A 23,342-nucleotide genomic window follows, 5' to 3' on the forward strand; every position below is an offset into this window, starting at 1 on the left:
ATGGATGCCTTACATATATCACTGATAATAATTATGAAATGCGGAAACATAATTACCATCAACTGATTCAAACATGAGAAATGAAACCCTACAGTGGTTCCATTCCTCTACATAATCTAAAGTTTGGGTACACTAGATTCATGCAATGTAGGAGCTTTCAGAGTAGAAAGCGAACCTTCGTTTAAAATGATAGCATACATATCTCCCTCAAAAATATGCAAATATGCATATATCGTTTTTTTATTTCTCAATGTCAGAATATTGAAAAATAAAAGGTGTGAAGGTAAAATAAAGTCATTATCCGTCTTCTTTTGTCAGTCAGAGAGAATAGAAGAATAGGAGAGGAAAAAATGAGAAAATCATTGAAACAAAAAATAGTAAGCTCTTTGCTTGCTGTATCACTTGCTGTTAGCTTAGCTCCAATTGGGCAAGCAAAAGCGGATTCCACGTCAGAGGTTACACAAACTCCATCTATTACAAAACAGATTGATCCAAACCGCGCGATTGAACATGTTCGTTTCTTATCTGAAACAATTGGTCCTCGCCCCGGTGGAACAAAATCCGAAGAATGGGCTTCTCATTATATTGGTATGCAGCTTAAATCAATGGGCTATGAAGTAGAATATCAACCATTTCAGGTGCCCGATCAATACGTTGGATTCATTGAATCACCCCTATCAACAAAACGTAATTGGCAAGCTGGTGCTGCTCCTAATGCACTAATTTCTACAGAAGCTGTTACAGCTCCCCTTATCTTTGTTCAAGGTGGGACAAAATTAGAAGATATTCCAAATGAAGTAAACGGTAAAATTGTTTTATTTGAAAGAGGAACGACAGTTACCGACTATAATAAACAAGTTGAAAATGCTGTTAGCAAAGGTGCAAAAGGTGTTCTTTTATACAGTTTAATTGGCGGACGCGGAAATTATGGACAAACCTTCAATCCCCGCCTAATGAAAAAGCAATCTATCCCTGTCTTTGGTCTTGCTTATGCGCAAGGAAATGCATTTAAAGAAGAAATCGTTAAAAAAGGGACAACAATTCTTTCCCTAAAAGCGAGACATGAATCTAAATTAACATCTCTAAATGTTATCGCCAAAAAGAAACCAAAAAAGAGTACAGGTAATGAAAAAGCAGTCGTTGTAAGCTCGCACTATGATAGTGTTGTCGGAGCACCTGGCGCAAATGATAATGCTTCTGGAACTGGATTAGTATTAGAACTAGCTCGTGCTTTTCAAAATGTAGAAACTGATAAAGAAATTCGCTTTATTACCTTTGGTTCTGAAGAAACTGGATTACTTGGTTCGGATTATTACGTGAATAGTCTATCCCAAAAAGAACGCGACCGTATTTTAGGTGTCTTTAACGCCGACATGGTTGCAACAAATTATGATAAAGCAAAGAATTTATACGCTATGACACCTGATGGCTCTACAAACTTTGTAACAGACGCTGCCTTGCAAGCAGGTAAACAACTAAATAATAACCTCATCCTACAAGGTAAATTCGGTTCTAGTGATCATGTTCCATTTGCTGAAGCTGGTATTCCTGCTGCTCTATTCATTTGGATGGGTGTCGATAGTTGGAATCCATTAATCTATCATATTGAGAAGGTATACCATACACCTCAAGATAACGTATTAGAAAATATTTCACCTGAACGAATGAAAATGGCATTAGACGTTATCGGAACAGGTGTTTATAACTCGCTTCAAAAACCTGTTACTCAAACTGAACAGAAAGCTGCTTAATCAATAAAAGACCACTGATTTTTATCAGTGGTCTTTTATTGAGAAAAAATATATATGCATAAAAGCATATTTTATCCTACTCATTATCGTATACAATATCAACTGTAACAATACCGATTACAACTTATAAGGAGGCTTTTTCTATTATGAAAAAAATGATTTTAGCAGGTGCGTTAACTTTAGCAGGAATTACCGGCGCTACCGCGTTTATTCCTGAAACAAAAGTCGCTGCTGCCGCTCAAGAACAAAGCTTTACAAAATTTTATTCTTTGCAAACTGGAGGTAGTTCTGAACAAGAACCTGTTGTCCTTCAAAAGGGACAAGAGTTAACAATTCAACCTAACAGCAAAACTCCTAGTTACAGTGTTTATGACTCAAATCATAACCTTATTGGACGTTATTCTGATGGTTACGGCCGAATTTTCACTGCAAAAACAGATGGAAATATGTACGTTCAATTTCATGCACCTTACGTTTACTATAGTCCTGTTAGTTTTTCTGTTACTTATACTATTCAATAGAAAAGAGGTCCTTTATAGGACCCTTTTATTTCTCTTCCCAATTCACTTTTACAAATCCATCTTTTACTTTTAATCCGCTTATATTCAATACATATTCCTCATTTGCTTTTAAAGTAACTGTAAAAGTACCTTTTTTCGATTCACAAATTTCCTTTAACTCTTTTATACCTTCTCCTTGTCTTTCATACACACTAAAACATAAGTTTCCTCGTTTTGCATCTGTCTCATAAGAAAATGTCACTTCTGTATCCTTTTCATACTGAAATTCAATATCCTTACCGGCAATATCCCATGATGAGAATTTTGCCTCGTAACTTGTTTTCCCTTGCTTCTCATTTGCTAAATATATATCTCCGGCTCTCCACGCATCATCTAACGTTTGTGCAAAAGTAAAACCACTAAGTAATACAAACATTGTGCTTGCCAATATCGCAACTAATGTTACTTTCTGTTTTTTAACAAAATTCACCTTACGTTCTCCTTCAACCTTCTTTTTACTTCTTCTTGCCATATATAATAAAAACCCAATAAAGAATGGTAATATAACTGCTAAAATACTCCATCCTTTGCTCATTTGATGTGCTTTAGCATCTGTATATACCCATGACCCAACACATATTAAAAGTGCTATAAAAGCCAAAAACATTGTAATCCCAGCTATCTCAAATACTAAAAATGGATTAGCGAACTCTATCATGTAATTTATACTCCTTCTTTAAAAACGACTGTATTACAACATATATCGGAATGTATACGTGCATCGTAATCACACTTGCTATCAGCATAGGAATTTTATGATCCAAATGAGTGATAAATTGTTCTATAACAATTGTTAACAAAACAATCCAAATGGTGTGAATGCAAATCATCCATTTCCTCTCTAACTTCTGAGCCTTTCGCACGCCCTGCTTCGTGTTATTTATTAGCTCTTCGCTTGGAGTTATCTCTTCTGCTAAGCTACTCTTTACCTTCTGTTCAAATTTATCTTCTGTCATAAACGAACCCCTCCAAATGTTCTCGCATTTGCTTCTTCGCATAATTAAGGCGATATTTCACTGTACCAATCGGTATATTTAATATTTCGCTCATTTCTTTATAAGAGTATTGTTCATAATAGTAGAGTACGAGCACGGTTTTATATTTTTCATTCAATAGCTGTATAACTTCCCGTATCATTTCCGCTTCCACTTTTTGAATAAATTCTTCTGATATATTCACATCATCTGCGAAATCTATTTCTCCACCATCTTCTTTATGAAATAAATCTAAGACGCGATCTTTCCATCTTTTCTTCTTGCGGTAAAAGTCATAAAATGTACGAACGCAAATTGTAGTAATCCACTTTTTATAATTATCCACATAAGAAAGTTGGTGCCTTGATGAAAAAACCTTTATCCACGTCTCTTGAAAAATATCTTCCGCATCTTCTTTCGTTTTCGCTAACTTATAGCATAAGGAATATATTTGCTGCTTATATATATCAATTAATTCTTCTATCTTTTCTTCCATCATAAGCCTCCTGTCATTTATATAAGACGACGCAAATTCCCCTTTTGTTTGATAAATTTTTTTTATTATCTCCACATAAAAAAGCAATCACAACATCGTGTGATTGCCTTTTATTTAAAAACGAAAGTCCGCTTCCGCTTTTCTTCATGTCCAGCTCTGCCTCCTAGCCCCTTCTGTCTAAGAACCTTCCTCACGAGAAGATAAAATGCATCTTCTGTTGGAAAGAACCTTAGCCTTCGGGACTAAACAATCGGCTCCGCTTTTCTTTATTGTCCAGTTCCAGCGGCTAGAATACTCGGTGGCTTCGCGCCTTCCTCCGAGGCAAAGTACACCTCTCTGTCAGGAGCTCCATCCCCCTCCTATTCTAAACGAGCCGCTTCCGCTTTTCTTCATTACATTTTTTCTGGTGCAGATACTCCTACGATTGCTAATGCATTTTGAAGTGTAGTGCGTACTGCTTTCATTAATTCATAACGAGCTTTACTTAATTCTACGTTATCTTGGTTTAATACTTTTTCTGCATTGTAGAAGCTGTGTAATGTTGCTGCTAATTCAAATGCATAGTTTGTAATACGGTGTGGCAGACGTTTTTGTGCTGCATCCGCAACTACAGCTGGGAATTCACCAAGTTTTTTCAGTAACTCTACTTCTTTCTCAGAAGTAACAAGCTTGTAGTTCACATCTCCGCCTGTAGCTAATCCTAACTCTTCACCTTGACGAAGGATACTGCATACGCGAGCATGAGCATATTGTGCATAGTATACTGGGTTTTCATTAGATTTTGATACAGCTAAGTCCATATCGAAGTCTAAATGAGAGTCACCGCTACGCATTGCGAAGAAGTAACGCATTGCGTCCACGCCTACTTCTTCCATAAGCTCACGAAGTGTAACTGCTTTACCCGTACGCTTACTCATCTTCATTTTTTCACCATTTTGATATAGTTGTACCATTTGGATGATTTCTACTTCAAGCGTGTCTTTATCGTAACCAAGTGCTTGAATAGCAGCCTTCATACGAGGAATGTAACCGTGGTGGTCAGCACCCCAAATGTTGATTAACTTATCAAAACCACGCTCTAATTTATCACGGTGATACGCGATATCTGGCGTTAAGTATGTGTAAGAACCGTCGTTTTTAATTAATACACGATTTTTGTCATCGCCGTAAGTCATTGAACGGAACCAAGTTGCGCCGTCTTCTTCAAAGATCTCTTCACGCTCTTTTAATACAGCAAGAGCTTGATCGATTTTTCCGTTTTTGTATAGTGATGTTTCTGAGAACCATACATCAAATTTAACACGGAAGCTTTCTAAGTCTTTTTGAAGTTTTGCTAATTCATATTTTAAACCGTATTCACGATAGAATTCATAACTTTCTTTTTCATCAGCTTTCGCATAACGATCGCCGAATTCTTCAGCTAAACGTTTACCGATTCCAATGATATCCGCACCATGATAACCGTCTTCTGGCATTTCTTTATCTAAGCCTAAAGCTTGCATGTAACGAGCTTCAACAGAAAGAGCTAAGTTATGAATTTGGTTACCAGCATCATTAATGTAGTACTCACGAGATACATCGTAGCCTGCTTTTGCTAATAGGTTACATAAAGTGTCACCTACTGCCGCACCACGTGCATGTCCTAAGTGAAGGTCACCTGTTGGATTCGCAGATACGAACTCAACTTGTACTTTTTCACCTTTACCAGTATTCGTTTCACCGTAAGCTTCACCAGCGTTTACGATTGTTGGAATTAAATCTGTTAAGTAGCTATTATCCATATAGAAGTTAATAAAACCAGGACCAGCGATTTCGATTTTTTCAATAGAAGCTTTTGCTTTATCGAAGTTTGCAACTAGTTCTTCTGCAATCATACGAGGTGCTTTTTTCGCAACGCGTGCAAGTTGCATTGCCATATTTGTAGAGAAGTCACCATTTGTTTTATCTTTTGGAGATTCTAATACAACGTTTGGAATCTGTTCTTCTGTCGCTAATTCTGCCTTTAATACAGCAGCCTGAATTTCTTCTTTAATCAATCCTTTTACTTGTTCTAAGGAATTCATTATTTTGCCTCCTTCAAATTAATTGTAATAGTATATCTGCCAGCTTCTTGTTCACTTAGAAGCAATGCGTAAGTTAAGAAGAGTTGTCCTTTTTTCTTTTCATCCGACCATTTAAAAAGAACGTTATCAGTCTTTGTTTGCAATGCAAACGTACCAAGTTCACTCGTATACGTACCAGTTGTCCATTCACCTTTCACATGCGTCTGACGCATAGAAACAGCACCTGAACGCATAATGAGAACTTGTTCATCTTGAATTTTAATAATTGTTTTCACTTCGCCTTGTTCGTTCGGCTCCTGGAATGTTACATATGTACCTTGACCTTTTACATAGTATTGACCATTTGCTTCAAAAGCAACGGTTTCCTTCCTCGCCCCTTCACGGATTTCTGTTACGAAATGAACGTGTACCGGCAAGCCTGCAAGTTGTTTCTCCACGTCTTGCACACCTTTCAAATGTTATAGATATTAAATACTACTTATAATAAATCACTTTTCCTATCATATCAAAAAAAGACTCTGTCTGTCTGCTGAAAAATCAGGAAAACTCCATTTCAAAAAATAATTCACTTCTACTTTATTTTATATGATAAAATATTTTTTAAATCTAAATATTCTTTCAATTAAAGAGGTGAATATAGTGATACCAACAAAGTTAAAAAAGGGTGATGAAATACGGGTGATTTCACCATCGTGTAGTTTAAGTATTGTTTCAAATGAAAATAAAAAATTTGCTATAAAAAGATTAACCGACATGGGCTTTCAAGTTACATTCTCAAAATATGCCGATGAGATAGATCGATTTGCTTCCTCTTCTATTTCTTCCCGCATTCAAGACCTCCATAAAGCATTTAGAGACCCTAATGTAAAAGCTATTTTGACGACACTTGGCGGATACAACTCCAATGGTTTATTGAAACATCTCGATTATGATCTAATTCGTAAAAATCCGAAATTTTTCTGTGGTTATTCAGATATTACTGCTTTAAATAATGCAATTTACGCAAAAACAGGTCTCGTTACATATTCAGGACCCCATTTCTCTTCCTTTGGAATGGAGAAAGGGCTCGAGTATACAACCGATTACTTTTTAAAGTGCTTAACTTCTAATGAGCCTATTGAAGTCCTGCCATCTGAAACATGGAGCGATGATTCTTGGTATATAGATCAGAAAAATCGAGAATTTATTAAAAATAAAGGATACGTTTCAATTCAGGAAGGAGAAGCTACAGGAGATATTATCGGTGGCAATATGAGCACATTTAACTTACTGCAAGGTACACCATATATGCCAAATTTAAAGGACAAAATTTTATTTATTGAAGAAGATAGTTTAACTGGAACATCTACTCTTAAAACTTTTGATCGTTATTTACATTCCCTTATGCAGCAGCAAGATTTTGAATACATAAAGGGAATCGTTATAGGAAAGATGCAAAAAGGTGCAGAATGTACGATAGAAGACATTCAAGAAATGATTGCTTCAAAACCTGAACTTGCACATATTCCTATCATTGCAAACGCAAGTTTCGGGCATACAACCCCGATTTTCACTTTCCCAATTGGTGGACGTGCAAAAATTATTTCTAACAAGGAAAAAACATCTATCACTATTTTAACGCACTAAAAAGGAGCGAATGAGTCGCTCCTTTTATGGTTTTTCTATTTTTTCCAACGCTTTTTGTGGAATAGATTCTTTCGGGATTTCAGCCCATCCTTTTCCTTGCATACCTTTTGCATAAATTTTTATAAACGCCCCCGCATGCAATTCACGGTTCATCATTCTTTTAATGATCTGTAACTTTCCGTCTTCTGTATACCCTTTAAAAGTATACAAGTATTCTCCGTCTTTTTTCTCACCTTTATCTATAACCGCATAATAATCTTGTATTTCTTTATTTGAAAAGAAGTTGTCTACAAAAGCATGTACACCTTCTGTTTTTGTGTTCAAATAATACGCTGTTCCACCTAGAATAATGGCGAATACAGCTAAAACTTTAATTACCAATTTCATACATGAACCTCCTGTTTGCACTTCTTTCTCACTAGTATTATATCTATACTTGTATTATACGGAAAAGAGCATACTATACTCTATCTAAAAGTCTTACACTTTCCTTACATTATTGTAAGGGATTTTTCTTACAGCAAGTTCCCAAGAAAAAATTTTTCCGTTTCATACACTTTTATATTATTATTGAATGATACGAATTTTTATTACAAAAATCAAAGGAGACAGTTTTCAAATGGCTATCTTGCAAGGTTTAGCACTATTACTTGTTGTACTTTGTCTATTTACACTTTTTAGTTACCGTGCGCCTTATGGAATGAAGGCGATGGGTGCTTTAGCTAATGCAGCAATCGCAAGTTTTCTTATTGAAGCATTTCACCGTTATATAGGTGGAGAAATGTTTCATAATGACTTTTTACAATCAGTAGGAGAAGCTTCCGGTAGTATGAGCGGTGTCGCAGCAGCGATTTTAGTCGCATTAGCAATCGGTGTTTCCCCCGTATACGCTGTTTTAATTGGTATCGCTACTAGTGGATTCGGTATTTTACCAGGATTTTTCGCTGGATACGTTTGTGCTTTCGTCGTGAAATTTCTCGAAAAGAAATTACCAGCTGGCGTGGAATTTTTAGCAATCCTATTTATCGCTGCACCAATCTCACGCGGAATGGCAATGCTTATGGATCCGCTTGTTAACGCAACACTCGGTAAAATCGGTTCTATGATTTCAGTTGCAACTACAGAAAGTCCTATCATTATGGGTATTATGCTTGGTGGATTAATAACAGTTATTTCTACCTCTCCACTGAGTTCTATGGCACTAACTGCAATGCTTGGATTAACAGGTTTACCAATGGCGATTGGTAGTCTTGCCGTTGCGGCCTCAGCCCCGATGAACTTTATTTTCTTTAAACGATTAAAAATTTGTTCAAAGAAAGATACAATTGCTGTAGCAATCGAGCCTTTAACACAAGCCGATGTTGTCTCAGCAAATCCAATTCCAATCTATATGACAAATTTCGTTGGCGGTGCACTTGCCGGTATTATTACATCGCTATTCCAGCTTGTTAATAATGCACCAGGAACAGCATCACCAATTCCAGGTCTTCTTGTCCTATTCGGATTTAATGACGTTGTAAAAGTAACAATTGCTGCTATATTATGTGGAATCGTTACCACTATTGTCGGATACATTGGATCTATTGTGTTCCGTAAATATCCAATCCGCTCTGCTGATGAAATTCGCGAAGTTACTTCGGAAGAGAAGGTTGCATAAGAAAAAGAGCTATTCCCATCGTTTGAGAATAGCTTTTTTTTGTGTTGCGTAACGGCAAATGAAATTATATCGGCGGTTTTTTCAATATATCAGCGCAACTCGAATTATATCGGCGGTTTTTTTAATATATCGGCGCAACTCGAATTATATCGGCGATTTTTTCAATATATCGACTTACCGACACATAACGACAAAATAAGAGCCCTCTAATCATATAGAGGGCTCTTATTTTATCTAGCTGCAGCGGCTAGAATGATTGGTGGCTTCGCTTCTTCCTTCGAGGCAAAAAGCGCCTCTACGTCTGAAGCTCCATCCCCCTCACATTCTGAGCGAGCCGCTTCCGCTTTTATTTTATCCAGTTACGTCTCCTAGCCCCTTGCGTCTAAGAACCTTCCCTGCCAAAAGGTAAAAAGCACCTTTTGCAAGAAAGAACCTTAGTCACCGGGTCTAAACAGTCGGCTTCACTTTTATTTCACCCAACCGAGCAGCATTTCCCGCACGAATTTGCTTGCTGCGACTGGTGTTTGATCACTATGGTCGTAGACTGGAGCTACTTCTACTAAGTCTGCTCCAACTACATTTATATTTGAATTTGCAATTGCTACGATGGAATCTAATAATTCTTTAGATGTGATACCTCCAGCTTCTAACGTTCCTGTTCCAGGAGCGTGAGCTGGGTCTAATACGTCAATGTCAATTGTGACATAAACTGGGCGTCCTGCCAGTTTCGGTAATACTTCTTTTAACGGTTCTAATACGTCAAATTTATATAAGTTCATACCTACTTCTTTTGCCCATTCGAATTCTTCCTTCATTCCAGAACGAATACCGAAAGAATATACGTTTTCCGGACCAATTAAATCGCACACCTTACGAATAGGTGTAGAGTGGGATAAAGGCTCCCCTTCATACGACTCACGTAAATCAGTATGAGCATCCATATGGATGATTGCTAAATCCGGATATTTTTTTGCCATTGCCTTAAAAATTGGCCAAGACACTAGGTGCTCACCGCCGAGACCTAGTGGAAACTTATCGGCATCTAAAAGTTTTGATACATACTCTTCAATCATGTCTAAGCTGCGTTGTGCGTTTCCGAATGGTAATGGGATATCACCCGCATCAAAATATTTTACCTCTTCTAGTTCACGATCTAAATACGGGCTATATTCTTCAAGACCGATTGATACTTCACGAATACGTGCAGGGCCAAAACGAGATCCCGGACGGTAACTTACTGTCCAATCCATAGGCATCCCATAAATAACTACCTTTGACTCTTCAAAACTTGGATGACTTTTAATAAATACTTTACCTGAATAAGCTTCATCAAAACGCATATTCTTTTCCTCCTTATGTGGAACTTAAGGTATCCCAACCTTTCACTATTTCTCAAATTTGGAGCGCATTGCTCCTCTTTCTCGATTTACCGGGTCTTCTGTTTCATAACAAGAAGACGATTTTCTTTACAGGAGTGTAAGTAGCTAGCATGTTCAAGTCTTCTGGACAAACACCTTAAATGAGCTACTCACACTTTATTTGTTCAAACGCGATTTTCTTACTTAATTAAATCGCCAACAAATTTTGGTAATGCGAACGCTGCGTTGTGTAATTCTTTTGTGTAGTATTTCGTTTCGATTTCGTGGAAACGCTCTTCACTTACTTGTAATGGATCATGTTTTTTAGATCCAATTGTGAACGTCCAAAGACCACTTGGGTAAGTTGGAATGTTCGCTGTGTATAAACGAGTAATAGGGAAGATCTCTTTTACGTCTTTAAACACAGTTGTAATTAATTCTGGTGTAAACCAAGGGTTGTCCGTTTGTGCAACGAAAATACCGTCTTCTTTTAACGCTTTAGAGATTCCAGCGTAGAAACCTTTCGTAAATAAGTTTACTGCTGGTCCTACTGGCTCAGTAGAATCTACCATAATTACGTCATATTCATTTTCGCTCTCTGCGATGTGTAGGAAGCCATCTCCTACTTTTACTTCTACACGCTCATTATCTAATGCGCCTGCAATTGATGGTAAGTATTGTTTAGAGTACTCAATTACCTTTCCATCGATTTCAACAAGAGTTGCTTTCTTTACACTTGGGTGTTTTAATACTTCACGAATAACACCGCCATCACCGCCGCCAACAACTAATACGTTTTCAGGGTTTGGATGTGTAAATAAAGGTACGTGCGCTACCATTTCATGATAAACGAACTCATCTTTTTCTGTTGTCATAACCATGCCATCTAAAATAAGCATGTTTCCGAACTCTTCCGTTTCAACCATATCTAATTTTTGGAATTCTGTTTGCTCCGTATGTAATGTGCGGTTAATACGCGCCGTAATCCCAAAATGTTTTGTTTGTTTTTCAGTGAACCATAGTTCCATCGTACAATCACGCCTTTCAATGCAAATTTATAATAGGGACATCATTAATGTCCCCTAACAAAAATAAAACAAAACATCCAAAAAGTATAGTTAAAAGTAAAAAAATAGCGAAAATATATTTTAGTCAGAGGGCTCCAATATCTATGCATAAAAAAAGCCCTTTCTTAAGAAAGGGCCTTTTTCTCTATTTCTACCGGTTTTCGAATCGGAATTAAAAGCATTACGCAACCAACTAATACAACAATTCCACCGACTAAAAACGGACTTTGCGGTGAAACAGTATGACCGATGACCCCTGATAAGATTGGCGCAATTGCACCACCTAACCAACGAACGAAGTTATAAACACCTGATGTAACAGATCTTTCATAAGGTGAAATATCCATTACATAACTTGTAAATAATGCATTATTTAATCCAGATGCTAATCCTGATAGAACAATTAATACAATTTGTAACCACATAATTTTTACAAAGAATAGCGCAATTAAGAAAAGCGCAAATACGAGTAAACTTCCTTTCAACAATGTTTTCGGCTCATATTTACCTTCTAGCTTATGGGCTAAAATTGCAGAACCGTAAGCTAACGCTAATCCCCATCCGCAAAACACAAACCCTAATTGAATAGCAGATAAATGCATAATAAGTGGTGAATATGCTAACACAACGAAAAATCCGTAGTAGTATAACATTCCTGAAATCGCACCTTGCATAAACGGTTTATATTTAACTAAGTTAAGTAATTCTCCTACGCCTGCCGCTTTACGCTTCACTTTTCGCTCCGGTTCTTTTACAAAAAAGAAAACTAAAATAAATGCTAAGAAGATTAAAATACTCGTCGCAAAAAATGGGTAGCGCCAAGAATGTCCACCTAATATCCCGCCTAATAACGGTCCGCCTGCCATCCCTAAACCGATAGCTGCTTCATACAATCCTACTGCTTCATGAACTTCTTTACTTAATGCAATCAATAATGTCATCGCCGTTGCGAAGAACATCGCATTTCCTAATCCCCATCCTGCGCGGAAAAGAGATAATTGAGCAATCGTTTGCGATATACCGCATATAAACGCAAATATAGTCACGATCGCAAGACCAATCGTCATCATTCGTTTATCACCAAATCTCGATGCGAATATTCCAGCTGGTAACATCATAATTGCCATCGTTAAAATATATGCCGTAAATAACATCTCTACTTGCCAATGCGATGCACCAATTTGTTCAGCAATGCTTGGTAAAATTGGGTCGACTACCCCTATACCCGAAAAGGCAAGGAAGGTAGCCACCACTGTAATCAATCTCCCTAATTTTTGTTTGCTCTCCATTTTGATCATTCTCCTTTTGTGCTCTCTAAAAATGTCACTGCACGATGTAAGCTATCTTCAAGCTCTGCCTTTACACGCTGCATTTGCTCCATTTTCTCGTCTAACGTTTGCACTTGTTGTTCAAGCATCTCTTTAATTTCTTGAATCACTTCACGGTCACGAGGATTTTCACTACTTCTTCTTTGCTCCATTCTTTCTTTTAACGATAAAAAATGCTGCATCTCTTGAAGCGTAATTCCTAACACTTCTTTCGCTTCCACAATTTTTTTAATTCTGGCGATATCCTCGTCTGTATACAGGCGAATGTTCCCCTCACTACGTTCAGGGGGATGAATTAAACCAATTTCCTCATAATAACGAAGTGTACGTTTTGTCAAACCAACTTGCTTTGTTACTTCATCAATTTTATACATGTTTATTCCTCCCTTCACTTGATTATTACATTTTACGTTAACGTTAACTTTTGTGCAACTGTTAGACTTTTGTAAATGTTTGTCATATTCAATTGTATTTTCCCTAAAGCAGTTTCATAATGAAAGAAAAGAGATAATAAGGAGAATTTCACATGAGTAAACCACTTATTTTCGCTCACCGCGGAGTAAAAGGAACACATCCCGAAAATACGATGATTGCCTTCCAAGAAGCAGAACGCATTGGCGCTCACGGAATTGAACTCGATGTCCACTTATCAAAAGATGGTGAACTTGTCGTAATTCACGATGAAACCGTCGATCGTACAACAAATGGCGTTGGACTTGTTTCGGAAAAAACGGTAGAGGAACTACAATCATTGGACGCTGGTAGCTATAAAGACCCTTCTTTCCATGAAGCAAAAATCCCAGCGTTGCGTGAGGTTTTCATTTGGCTTTCTACAACGAACTTACAACTAAATATTGAATTAAAGACAGATGTTATTCATTACCCAAATATTGAGGAAAAAGCTGTTGCACTTGTGCGTGAATATCATCTTTCTAATCAAATTGTATTTTCATCATTTAACCATGACTCTGTTTCATTATTAGCAGAAATTGCTCCTGAAATCCCAAGAGCAATTTTATATGATACACCACTTGCTGATCCAATTGCCGAAGCAAAACATAGAGAAGCAAATGGATTACATCCAAACTTCCAGTTATTAACGAAAGAATTTGTGCAGTTAGCACAAGAGCAAGGGTATGTTTTCCGTCCGTATACAATTAATGAATACAAAGATTTACAAACTATGATTGATTATGGTGTAGATGTCATCATTACTGATTGGCCAGCACGTGCCTTTGAGCTCCTTTCTTAATGGAAGGGGCTTTTTTATTTTCGAAATTTCATTGTTTAAAATAAATGAAAACCCTCAATACTAATACAATAACGCTTGTATTAATGAGGGGCTGAAAAAAGATGGATCAAACTATGAATCCAAAACTTAAAAAATATAAACGTCTTTTCTTCACCGCAATGTTTTCTTGCGTCCTTTTCTTCGTTTTTTCTTTTTTTGTTATTATTATAGTTGCAAAAATTATGGGACCTCCTCCTGTTGCGGTCCCGCAAACAAGCGTCTTTTACGCAAATGATGACACTGTTATAGGACAAAGTAATGAAATGCAAAAACGTTACAATGTATCTCTTAATGAAATTTCACCTTATGTAAAAGAGGCGACACTATCTATTGAAGATCAACGATTCTACAAACATCATGGCTTCGATATGAAACGTATTGCTGGTGCCATTGTTGCCGATTTAAAAGCGATGGCAAAAGTCCAAGGTGCTAGTACGATTACACAACAGTATGCTCGTAACCTTTACTTAGATCATGATAAAACGTGGAAACGTAAACTATTAGAAGCAATGTACACAATTCGCCTTGAGGTGAATTATAATAAAAATCATATTTTAGAAGGATATTTAAATACAATTTATTACGGACATGGCGCTTATGGCATCGAAGCTGCATCCCGTCTATATTTCGATAAAACGGCAAAAGAGTTAACATTAGCAGAAGCTAGTATGCTCGCAGGTATCCCGAAAGGGCCAAGTGTCTATTCTCCCTTTTTGAAAGAGGATCGTGCGAAAGGACGACAAGCTCTCATATTAGATGAAATGGTAGAACAAGGATATATTACGAAGCAACAAGCAGCCTTAGCGAAGAAAGAGCCACTAACTTTTTCCTCATTAGATACGAAAAAAGTAGCAGAGGTCGCACCATATTTCCAAGATGCTGTACAAGCTTCGCTCCTTCGTGATGTTGGATTAGACGAACAAGCTTTACAACGGGGTGGCTTGCGAATTTATACAACGCTAGACCCTAAACTACAAGCTGTAGCAGAACAAGCTGTAAAAGATCACATACCTGACACAACAAACATACAAACTGCTCTCGTCTCTATGAATCCAAAGACAGGTGAAGTGGCTGCTCTTGTTGGTGGAACTGATTATACTACGAGTCAATTTAACAGGGCTACACAAGCCATTCGTCAGCCTGGTTCTACATTTAAGCCATTTCTATATTATGCGGCATTAGAACGAGGATTCACGCCTGCTACGCGCTTAAAAAGCGAATATACTGTATTCACCTTAGGTGACGGCGTTTCAAAGTATAAACCGAAGAACTATAAAGATTATTATGCAGATGATTTCGTAACGATGGCACAAGCTCTCGCAGTCTCTGATAACATTTATGCTGTGAAAACGAATTTGTTTTTAGGCGATGACGCGCTTGCAAAAACAGCGAAACAATTTGGAATTAAAAGTGCATTAAAAGATGTGCCTTCTCTAGCTCTTGGTACATCACCAGTAAAACCAATTGAAATGGTTAACGCTTATAGCATGTTCGCAAATGGTGGAAAAGAAGTAAAACCTACTTTCATTCGCCGCATTATGGATCATGAAGGAAATATATTATACGATGCTCATTTAGAGAGTAAACAAGTTCTCGACAAGAGCAAAGCGTTTGTAATGGAAGAAATGATGACCGGTATGTTTAATAAGAAACTAAGCAGCTATGCTGCTGTAACTGGTCAATCGATGTTATCCAAACTATCAAGAACATATGCCGGCAAATCTGGTTCTACTGAAACGGATAGTTGGATGATCGGATTTACTCCGCAAATCGTAACTGGTGTGTGGGTCGGATATGATCAACCTAAATCTATTTCAAACGTAGCAGAACAAGGATATGCGAAGAAAATATGGACTGATACGATGGAGAAAGGGTTAGATGGACAACCAAAAAAAGAATTTAAACAACCAGGTGACGTCGTAGCGGTTAATATCAATCCAGAGAACGGTAAAATTGCTACAAAAAATTGTCCTATTTCTGTGAAAATGTATTTCGCTAAAGGTACCGAACCGACTGAATATTGTATGGATCACGTCGATGATAAAGAAGAATTTGAAAAAACGACTGAAGAAAAGAAAAAAACAAGTTGGTGGAAAAAATATCTTCCTTGGTAAAAAAAATAGCTGACGGGCATCCGTCAGCTATTTTTTATTCACTTAATAATGCACGGCGCAATTCTTCACTAGATTCGTTCCAAATCGCTTCATTATGTTCTTTCAAGAACGTACCAAGTACCTTTTTAGATGATTCATCCATATGGTCAACCATAATGTGACGCTTCAATGATTTATCCATTTTATTTACGTGCTCTGGAAGTGATTTATATCCGCGGCGAATTTCACGGTCTACTGTCATTTCACAAGCTGTTACACCTGCGTAATACGCACCTGTCGCAGTTCTTTCAATCGTTACCCAAACAAGCCAAAATGGTTTTCCGTTTGGAACTTCATCTTTATTTGTTAAAAACTTAATACCTTTTTCTACTGTACTACGCGCGTGCATCGCACCAATATCAACGAATGCAGTTTTCTCTAGTACATCAACAAATACAGGTGAAATGTTTTCTAAGCTTAATGCCCCAACACCAAATCCACCATGTCCATCTGTTGAATCATTTTTCACGATATTAAAACCGATTTTTTTCTTTTTCTCTGTCATATGTAAAATCCTCCTCACTTAAAAATTATAAAAGGCCAAAAATAGGCGCAATGATGCTATCTAAAAATACAAATACATGCGGAATAACTACCTGGAAAATAGGTTGAATTGTGTAATTACTAAGCGGTGTAATAACGAGAATTAATAACGCAATTGCCCCGTATTTTTCATACTGTGTCATTTTCGCGCGAATATTTGCTGGCGCTAAATCTTCCACAACTCGATACCCATCAAGTGGCGGGATCGGTAATAAGTTAAATACAAGTAAAACGATATTCAGCATAATAAAAATCTGGAAAAATTGAGCTAACGTATCTGCTACTGCAGATGGAATTGAGTATAATACACCAAATTTTACTAAGCTATACCAAATAATTAAACCAATTGCGCTTAAAATTAAGTTACTAATCGGCCCTGCAATTGAAACTAATATACCTGCAAGACGCGGTCTTTTAAAGTTATATGGGTTAACAGGAACCGGTCTTGCCCAACCGAATCCAAGAATTAATACTGCAATCAAACCTATAGGATCTAAGTGTGCCATCGGTGATAACGTTAAACGGCCTTGTCTCTTTGCTGTATCGTCTCCAAATTTATATGCTACATATGCATGTGCAAATTCATGAACTGATAATGCGATAATAATGGCCATTGCTACCAAAGGAATTTGGTGCAACGGGTATCTAAATAACTGATCCATGCTTCATCTCCTCTTCCATATGTCAAAAAAAGAAATTATTTGTTTTTTCGATTGTTCTTCCCCATAATCCGCTATAATAAGAGTGTAACTTACATAAAAGGAGCGATTGTACATGCCATACGTAACAGTGAAAATGCTAGAAGGACGCACAGAAGAACAAAAGAAAGCTCTTGCTGAGAAAGTAACAGCAGCAGTAAGCGAAACTACTGGTGCTCCTGAAGAAAACATCGTTGTTTTCATCGAAGAAATGTCTAAAAACCATTATGCAGTTGGCGGAAAACGCTTAAGCGACAAATAATTTCAAGTTTTTTCATAAGAAGCAGCCATTAGCTGCTTCTTATTTCTTTCCTTCTAACAACTCAATAATTCTCTCTTTATATTTTCCTTTTCTTCCATCTTCATAGATTAAATCATGCGGATAGAATAGCTTTTGATCCGTTCTTTTCTTACCTGTAATCGCCTCAACAATATCCGACTCACGTGAAAGCTCTCTAAGTTCTCCGTTTGGCATAAGAAGTAGGATTGGTAGACGCTCTTCTTCTTCTCCTGCACGATAAAAGTCATACGGTAAGTCTGATGTTGAATCAACTACTAAATAATACTCCGGATCAAGTCCAATCTTTTTAAATAAACTACTTAATTCCATCCAATTATCTAAACCGTGTTTATCTGTAAACTCTACATATTTAAATAGATTTCGATTCATAAAACGGCGGCATAAATCACTTAAAATTGAATCTTCTTCTTCCTGCCATACTTGGAAGTAGTAATACATAACGTTCTCGTCTAACTTTAAATAATCCTCTACTGTTACTTCTTCTTCAAATAAAGAATAGAAATGAACAGGATGATTTTTAAATGTATAATACTTCTCGTGCAGTGATTTCGCACGGTGTAAAATCTTCGTTAAAATAACTTCTGCACTTCGTGTTACCGGGTGGAAATATACTTGCCAATACATTTGATAACGACTCATAATGTAATGCTCAACAGCATGCATACCACTATTTTTAATGACTACTTGATTCCCATACGGACGCATTACACGCAGTATACGTTCCATATCGAAGTTTCCGTACTTTACGCCTGTAAAATAAGCATCTCTTAATAAATAATCCATACGATCCGCATCAATTTGGCTCGAAATCATACTAATCGCTAATTTATTAGTAGATGTTTTTGCAATTACATCTGCTACCTTTTGTGGAAACTCCTTATCAACACGACTTAATACATCATTAATCTCCGTATCGCCTACGATAATCTTTTGCGTAAATTTCTCATGATCTAATGAAAATACTTTTTCAAACGAGTGAGAAAATGGGCCGTGACCGACATCATGAAGTAATGCCGCACATAAGCATAACAATCTATCTTCAGCATTCCAATTTGGTCTGCCATCAAACACATCATCAATCATACGACGAATAATTTCGTATACACCTAACGAATGAGTAAAGCGACTATGCTCTGCACCGTGAAATGTAAAAAATGTCGTTCCAAGCTGCTTAATACGGCGCAAGCGTTGAAATTCTTTCGTTCCGATTAAATCCCAAATAACACGATCACGCACGTGCACATATTTATGTACTGGGTCTTTAAACACTTTTGTTTCGCTGAGTTTGTCGTTTAAATATACCACTTTCCGACATCCCCCTTTCTTTACTACATTCTTACTTTATATTATAAACGAAATGAGAAACAGAAAGAAATGAAAGACTGTATTAATTCCCTTTATAAAAAGAAAAAATCACCTTTACCGAAGTAAAAGTGATTTCCTTTATACATTATTTACCTAAAACGAATTCAGCAACTTCGTCTAAGATCATATCTTTCCCTAGTGGGAAGTAACCTTTGTTTAAGTCTTCATTTTTAATTGTAAATACGTGGTTATTTTTAACAGCGTTCATGTTTTTCCAAATTGATTCTTCTTGGAATTCTTTTAAGCGCTGAGAACCGTCACCAGTTGTAAATACGAATAAGTAATCTGGGTTGTAATCGATTAAAGCTTCTTTTTGTACTTGTACTAACGGTTTATCAGTTGGTGTACCTTTAACTGCTGGTAGTTTTAAATCATTAAAGATTACGCTACCGTAACCGTAATCACCATATACGCGGAAAGCATTTGGATATGCAGCCATTTTCATAAATGTTGCTTCACCAGTTTTAGCGACGATTTTGTCATGTAATTTGCTTGCTTTTTCATCATACTTTTTGAACCATTCTTTTGTTTCTTTTTCTTTACCGAAGATTTGACCTACTTCTTCGAATTTTGGACGCCATTGATCTAATGGAGTGTTTAACATAACTGTTGGTGCAATTTTAGATAATTGATCATAAATCTTTTCTTGACGATTATTTACAAGAATTAAATCTGGTTTTGCAGCAGCTACTGCTTCAATGTTAATTTTATCGCCCCAAGCAGAACCAACTGGTTTAACGTCTTTTAGTTTCTTTTCAATATGTGCATCAATTTTTTCTTGAGATGTATTAGCAGTAATAACCGGTTTCATACCGAAAATTAATAATTCTTCTGTTGAACCACTAAGGTCAGCAATTTTCTTTGGGTTTGCAGGAATTTTAATTTCCCCTTTTGCATGTTTTACAGTGCGCTCTTCAGTCTTTGCATCTGCTTTCTTTTCTTCTTCTTTGTTAGAACAAGCTGCAAATAGTACAGAAGTCACAACTAGTACCATTGCTAATAGTGCCATTTTAAAATTCTTCATGTTCCCACTCCTTCTAGCTGTATTTATCTTATAAGTTACAATGAACTATAAGAAACAAAGATAACAATTAATTAATATATATTTATTAACTGTTGTTAATAACCCATTCTAACGGGCGTTCAACTTCCCATTCATATATAAGAAGCTCAACGTCCATTAGAAGCCCCCCTCTTTACGAGGGGGTTCTACTTATGCTTTTTTACGCAATTGATTACTAATCATCGCTAAATCATATGTTAAACAAATTGGCTTACAGTTTACTGGACATGGAACGATTTGAGCTTCAATCTCAAATACACTGCGAAGTGTTTCACTTGTCATAACTTCATCTGGCGTTCCTTGTTTCATTAACTTACCTGCTTTTAATGCAATCATATGATCAGAGAAACGAGAAGCGTGGTTTAAGTCATGGATAACCATAACAATCGTTCTACCTTCTTCTTCATTTAACTTTTTCAATAAGTTTAATACTTCTAATTGATGAGCCATATCTAAGTACGTTGTTGGTTCATCCAATACAAGTAATTCTGTTCCTTGTGCAAGAGCCATTGCGATCCAAACACGTTGACGTTGGCCACCTGATAGCGCTTCTGCTGGACGATTCGCAAATTCTTTCATTCCTGTCACTTCAAGTGCCCAGTTAATGTAGCGATAATCCTCTTCTTTCAACGTGCCAAACCCTTTTTGATGAGGGAATCTTCCATATGACACAAGCTCAAATACAGTAAGACCCGTTGGCACTTCTGCAGTTTGTGGTAAAATCGCCATTTTCTTTGCAATTTCTTTCGTTGGCTGTTTCTCAATTGCTTTTCCGTCAAGATAAACAGTACCTTGCTTTGCCTTCAAAATACGAGACGCCGTTTTTAATAATGTGGACTTCCCACAACCATTTGGTCCAATAATTGTTGTAATTTTCCCTTCCGGAATTTCAACTGTTAAACCATCAATAATTAAACCTTCATTATAGCCAACAGATACCGCATCCACCGCTAAAGTTGCCATACGAAAAGCCTCCCTTTATTTTGTCCTCATAAGTAAATAAATGAAATATGGTGCACCAATTACAGAAATAACAAGACCGACTGGTATTTCTGAAGTTGTTAATACACTTCTTGAAATTACGTCTGCGAATAAAAGTAAAAACGTTCCTATTAGCGCTGCTGTGGGCAACATAATTTGATGTTTACCACCAACAAGGCGCCTTGCTAAATGCGGGGCCATTAAACCAATAAAGCCAATTCCGCCCGCAACAGCAACAGATGCACCTGCTAAACAAACTGCAATAAATAATAATTTACGTCTTTCTTTTTCTACGTTTACACCAAGGCCAACTGCTGTAGAATCGCCTAGGTTCATTACATTTAATATGTGTGCTTTACTTATAGCAAGCGGTAAGAAAATAACCATCCATGGAAGTACACTTAATACGAATTTCCAATCTGTACCCCATAGACTTCCCGCCAGCCAAATCGTAGCAAAACGAAAATCGTTAGATGTCATCTTCATAGAGAAAATTAAACTAACAGCTCCAAATCCAGCTGCAACGGCAATACCGACAAGTATTAATCGAGTCGATGAAACGCCGTCTTTCCATGCTAGTAAATAAATAATTACCGCTGCTAATATCGCTCCAACTAGTGCGAAGAATGGAAGAATGAATACAGATAAAAATGTACCAGTCCCTACTTTCCCGAAGAAGAAGTAGACGAATATAACAACTGTTAATCCCGCTCCAGCATTAATACCTATAATACCTGGATCAGCAAGCGGATTTCGTGATAAACCTTGCAAAATCGCACCTGACATAGCTAAAGCAGATCCGACTAGTATAGCAATTACCATACGCGGCATACGGAATTCAAATAAAATAACAGACTGATCTTCAGCCCCTAGTCCAACCAATGACTTTAATACGTCCATTGGCGGGATTTTAAAAGTTCCTGTATTTAAACTAATAAGAAATATAGAAACGATTAGTCCTACTAAAATCGTTAATATAGAAATGTTCTTTTTTGTTAAGACACTCGTCCTCACATCTTTCCTCTCCCTTCATTACGTGCTAAGTAGAGGAAGAATGGAACCCCAATTAGCGCTGTAATTGCTCCAATTGGCGTTTCAAATGGCGGGTTAATAACGCGAGATAACATATCTGCACATTCAATTAACAGCCCGCCTAAGACCGCAGAACATGGAATAACCCATCTATAGTCCGAGCCTACAAGAAAACGAGTCATATGCGGAATTACAAGACCAACAAATCCAACTGATCCTGCCATGGAAACTGCGGAACCCGTTAAAACAAGAACAAGTACTGTTCCGATAAATTTAATTAATGTCGTATTTTGACCAAGTCCAATTGCAATTTCTTCACCGAAGCTCAAAATTGTAATATATCTCGACATCATAATTGCGATAAAAAGACAAACAAGGCCAATTGGCACTAACATATTAATACTTTGCCATTTCACTCCAGCAACCCCGCCTGCATTCCACATGCTTACCTCTTGGGCAAGATTGAAATACAATGCGATTCCAGATGAAATTGCCCCTAATAAAGCACTAATAGCTGCACCTGCTAAAGCTAATTTCACAGGTGTTAATCCACCTGGTGAAGAAGACCCAATTCCATATACAATGCTTGCACCAAACGCAGCTCCAATAAAAGATGCGATAACAAACATTAAATAAGGTGAATTAGGAAAAAATGCATACATAATTGCAATTCCAAATACAGCCCCATCTGTAATCCCCATTAACGATGGTGAAGCAAGTGGATTTCGCGTCATACCTTGCATAATTGCTCCTGATACCGCTAAAAAGGCACCTGCAACTACGCCCCCTATTGCTCTAGGCATGCGAAGCTCTTGAATTACATTATGATGTGTAATAGATCCATCAAACTGAAATACAGCTTGCCATACAGTCTTTAAACTAATATCTGCAGCCCCAAAAGAAATAGAAACTGCCATGCTTAAAGCTAACAAAACTGTACCCGCTACTAAAATAATAGAAGCGATAAGCGGTCTGCTCTTAATCTCTTTAACATTCTCTTCTTGCTGTTCTATACTGTTTGCGCTCGCTTCCATC

The 23,342-nt window shown here is 37.1% G+C and carries 24 protein-coding genes; 7 read left to right on the plus strand and 17 right to left on the minus strand.

What is annotated here, in order from left to right; genetic code table 11:
* The first annotated feature begins 350 nt into the window (after window positions 1-350).
* Both ACTFR8_RS26830 and ACTFR8_RS26835 read left to right on the plus strand, forming a co-directional pair.
* On the plus strand, window positions 351-1,751 hold the full coding sequence (locus ACTFR8_RS26830) for a M28 family metallopeptidase (protein WP_100619718.1): 1,401 nt from the start codon (window positions 351-353) through the stop codon (window positions 1,749-1,751).
* Between the two features lie 146 nt (window positions 1,752-1,897).
* On the plus strand, window positions 1,898-2,272 hold the full coding sequence (locus ACTFR8_RS26835) for a hypothetical protein (RefSeq protein ID WP_252209741.1): 375 nt from the start codon (window positions 1,898-1,900) through the stop codon (window positions 2,270-2,272).
* Window positions 2,273-2,297: 25 nt separating this feature from the next.
* Here the strand turns inward: ACTFR8_RS26835 and ACTFR8_RS26840 are convergent, their stop codons facing one another.
* The 5 genes from ACTFR8_RS26840 to ACTFR8_RS26860 all read right to left on the minus strand — a co-directional run bounded on the left by ACTFR8_RS26840 (window position 2,298) and on the right by ACTFR8_RS26860 (window position 6,281).
* Window positions 2,298-2,969, minus strand: coding sequence for an anti-sigma factor (locus ACTFR8_RS26840; protein WP_252209742.1), 672 nt, complete (start codon window positions 2,967-2,969; stop codon window positions 2,298-2,300).
* Complete coding sequence (locus ACTFR8_RS26845) at window positions 2,953-3,267, minus strand: hypothetical protein (RefSeq protein WP_000133820.1); 315 nt, start codon at window positions 3,265-3,267, stop codon at window positions 2,953-2,955. Before ACTFR8_RS26845 ends, ACTFR8_RS26840 begins: the two co-directional genes overlap by 17 nt.
* A complete protein-coding gene (locus ACTFR8_RS26850) occupies window positions 3,254-3,781 on the minus strand; it encodes an RNA polymerase sigma factor (RefSeq protein ID WP_000391479.1) in 528 nt (175 codons plus the stop codon). The genes ACTFR8_RS26845 and ACTFR8_RS26850 overlap by 14 nt, the downstream gene beginning before the upstream one ends.
* A 392-nt stretch (window positions 3,782-4,173) precedes the next feature.
* Window positions 4,174-5,844: an arginine--tRNA ligase gene (gene argS / locus ACTFR8_RS26855; protein WP_001086445.1), complete on the minus strand. Its 1,671-nt coding sequence runs from the start codon at window positions 5,842-5,844 to the stop codon at window positions 4,174-4,176.
* Entirely contained in the window at window positions 5,844-6,281 is a 438-nt protein-coding gene (locus ACTFR8_RS26860) for a DUF1934 domain-containing protein (RefSeq protein WP_000414867.1), read from the minus strand. Before ACTFR8_RS26860 ends, argS begins: the two co-directional genes overlap by 1 nt.
* Before the next feature lie 202 nt (window positions 6,282-6,483).
* Between ACTFR8_RS26860 and ACTFR8_RS26865 the strand changes: the two genes are divergently transcribed.
* Complete coding sequence (locus ACTFR8_RS26865) at window positions 6,484-7,470, plus strand: S66 family peptidase (RefSeq protein WP_000613231.1); 987 nt, start codon at window positions 6,484-6,486, stop codon at window positions 7,468-7,470.
* A 24-nt stretch (window positions 7,471-7,494) separates the two neighbouring features.
* On the opposite strand, the gene ACTFR8_RS26870 is transcribed toward ACTFR8_RS26865, so the two are convergent.
* Window positions 7,495-7,857 (minus strand): YxeA family protein, encoded by a 363-nt coding sequence (locus tag ACTFR8_RS26870; protein WP_000779919.1) that lies wholly within the window; start codon window positions 7,855-7,857, stop codon window positions 7,495-7,497.
* 232 nt (window positions 7,858-8,089) lie between these two features.
* Here ACTFR8_RS26870 and ACTFR8_RS26875 point away from each other — a divergent pair, with 232 nt between their 5' ends.
* Complete coding sequence (locus tag ACTFR8_RS26875) at window positions 8,090-9,127, plus strand: PTS sugar transporter subunit IIC (RefSeq protein ID WP_098536837.1); 1,038 nt, start codon at window positions 8,090-8,092, stop codon at window positions 9,125-9,127.
* A 467-nt stretch (window positions 9,128-9,594) separates the two neighbouring features.
* On the opposite strand, the gene speB is transcribed toward ACTFR8_RS26875, so the two are convergent.
* The 4 genes from speB to ACTFR8_RS26895 all read right to left on the minus strand — a co-directional run bounded on the left by speB (window position 9,595) and on the right by ACTFR8_RS26895 (window position 13,254).
* Window positions 9,595-10,467 (minus strand): agmatinase, encoded by an 873-nt coding sequence (gene speB / locus ACTFR8_RS26880; RefSeq protein ID WP_001209831.1) that lies wholly within the window; start codon window positions 10,465-10,467, stop codon window positions 9,595-9,597.
* A gap of 218 nt (window positions 10,468-10,685) precedes the next feature.
* Window positions 10,686-11,513, minus strand: a complete 828-nt coding sequence (gene speE / locus ACTFR8_RS26885) for a polyamine aminopropyltransferase (RefSeq protein ID WP_000424698.1) — start codon at window positions 11,511-11,513, stop codon at window positions 10,686-10,688.
* Window positions 11,514-11,677: 164 nt separating this feature from the next.
* Entirely contained in the window at window positions 11,678-12,841 is a 1,164-nt protein-coding gene (locus ACTFR8_RS26890; protein WP_252209743.1) for an MFS transporter, read from the minus strand.
* Between the two features lie 5 nt (window positions 12,842-12,846).
* Window positions 12,847-13,254 (minus strand): MerR family transcriptional regulator, encoded by a 408-nt coding sequence (locus tag ACTFR8_RS26895; RefSeq protein WP_004412988.1) that lies wholly within the window; start codon window positions 13,252-13,254, stop codon window positions 12,847-12,849.
* Window positions 13,255-13,406: 152 nt separating this feature from the next.
* On the opposite strand from ACTFR8_RS26895, the gene ACTFR8_RS26900 reads away from it, so the two are divergent.
* Window positions 13,407-14,132: a glycerophosphodiester phosphodiesterase gene (locus ACTFR8_RS26900; protein ID WP_252209744.1), complete on the plus strand. Its 726-nt coding sequence runs from the start codon at window positions 13,407-13,409 to the stop codon at window positions 14,130-14,132.
* A gap of 101 nt (window positions 14,133-14,233) precedes the next feature.
* Window positions 14,234-16,285 carry a transglycosylase domain-containing protein gene (locus ACTFR8_RS26905; RefSeq protein WP_252209745.1) on the plus strand — a complete coding sequence of 684 codons (2,052 nt, stop codon included), beginning with the start codon at window positions 14,234-14,236 and terminating at the stop codon, window positions 16,283-16,285.
* Between the two features lie 34 nt (window positions 16,286-16,319).
* Here ACTFR8_RS26905 and ACTFR8_RS26910 read toward each other — a convergent pair whose 3' ends face one another.
* Both ACTFR8_RS26910 and ACTFR8_RS26915 read right to left on the minus strand, forming a co-directional pair.
* A complete protein-coding gene (locus ACTFR8_RS26910; protein ID WP_000136678.1) occupies window positions 16,320-16,829 on the minus strand; it encodes a YwhD family protein in 510 nt (169 codons plus the stop codon).
* Window positions 16,830-16,854: 25 nt separating this feature from the next.
* Complete coding sequence (locus tag ACTFR8_RS26915) at window positions 16,855-17,529, minus strand: site-2 protease family protein (protein ID WP_000372455.1); 675 nt, start codon at window positions 17,527-17,529, stop codon at window positions 16,855-16,857.
* A 112-nt stretch (window positions 17,530-17,641) separates the two neighbouring features.
* On the opposite strand from ACTFR8_RS26915, the gene ACTFR8_RS26920 reads away from it, so the two are divergent.
* Entirely contained in the window at window positions 17,642-17,827 is a 186-nt protein-coding gene (locus tag ACTFR8_RS26920) for a 2-hydroxymuconate tautomerase (protein ID WP_001147171.1), read from the plus strand.
* A gap of 39 nt (window positions 17,828-17,866) precedes the next feature.
* Here the strand turns inward: ACTFR8_RS26920 and ACTFR8_RS26925 are convergent, their stop codons facing one another.
* The 5 genes from ACTFR8_RS26925 to ACTFR8_RS26945 form a co-directional block, all read right to left on the minus strand.
* Window positions 17,867-19,171, minus strand: coding sequence for an HD domain-containing protein (locus ACTFR8_RS26925; protein WP_000262731.1), 1,305 nt, complete (start codon window positions 19,169-19,171; stop codon window positions 17,867-17,869).
* Window positions 19,172-19,316: 145 nt separating this feature from the next.
* The gene (locus tag ACTFR8_RS26930) at window positions 19,317-20,255 is read right to left on the minus strand and encodes an ABC transporter substrate-binding protein (protein WP_000787724.1); all 939 of its coding nucleotides are present in this window, start codon (window positions 20,253-20,255) and stop codon (window positions 19,317-19,319) included.
* 189 nt (window positions 20,256-20,444) lie between these two features.
* Window positions 20,445-21,257, minus strand: a complete 813-nt coding sequence (locus tag ACTFR8_RS26935) for an ABC transporter ATP-binding protein (protein ID WP_000212069.1) — start codon at window positions 21,255-21,257, stop codon at window positions 20,445-20,447.
* A 15-nt stretch (window positions 21,258-21,272) separates the two neighbouring features.
* Window positions 21,273-22,289 (minus strand): FecCD family ABC transporter permease, encoded by a 1,017-nt coding sequence (locus tag ACTFR8_RS26940; RefSeq protein WP_001260757.1) that lies wholly within the window; start codon window positions 22,287-22,289, stop codon window positions 21,273-21,275.
* Window positions 22,286-23,341: a FecCD family ABC transporter permease gene (locus tag ACTFR8_RS26945; protein ID WP_000388273.1), complete on the minus strand. Its 1,056-nt coding sequence runs from the start codon at window positions 23,339-23,341 to the stop codon at window positions 22,286-22,288. Before ACTFR8_RS26945 ends, ACTFR8_RS26940 begins: the two co-directional genes overlap by 4 nt.
* Between the last annotated feature and the right edge of the window lies 1 nt (window position 23,342).

Source organism: Bacillus cereus group sp. MYBK15-3 (genome assembly GCF_051916765.1).
Classification (GTDB): Bacteria; Bacillota; Bacilli; order Bacillales; family Bacillaceae_G; genus Bacillus_A; species Bacillus_A cereus.